The organism is Paraburkholderia sp. SIMBA_030 (assembly GCF_046535245.1).
Lineage (GTDB): Bacteria > Pseudomonadota > Gammaproteobacteria > Burkholderiales > Burkholderiaceae > Paraburkholderia.
The window spans coordinates 1-245 of the sequence record NZ_JAWRXB010001351.1 but is presented as its reverse complement, the minus strand read 5'-3'; the positions used below and the strand labels follow the sequence as shown (position 1 = coordinate 245).

General features: G+C 59.6%; 1 pseudogene. It reads right to left on the bottom strand.

What is annotated here, in order from left to right:
• Positions 1-245 (bottom strand): annotated as a pseudogene (locus SB772_RS44435) (hypothetical protein); the annotation flags it as partial.

Genomic DNA, 245 nt, shown 5'->3' with positions numbered 1-245 from the left:
ACAAAACGCAGGATCAGGTCACGGTGATCGAGTATTTCGAGCAGTTCGTCGACGTCGGATTCGGTCACATCCTGATCGTAGGGAAATGTCTCGTCGCGGATTTTCCACGGCAGATCCTCGAGCCGACCTTCGCGGTCGGCCTGCGTCCACAGCGCGATAAAAAGCAGTCGGCACGCCAGCGGTGTGTGCTGGATATCGGGCGAGCGGAAGAACCCGCCCTTGACGGTGCGTGAGCGTGGCATAGC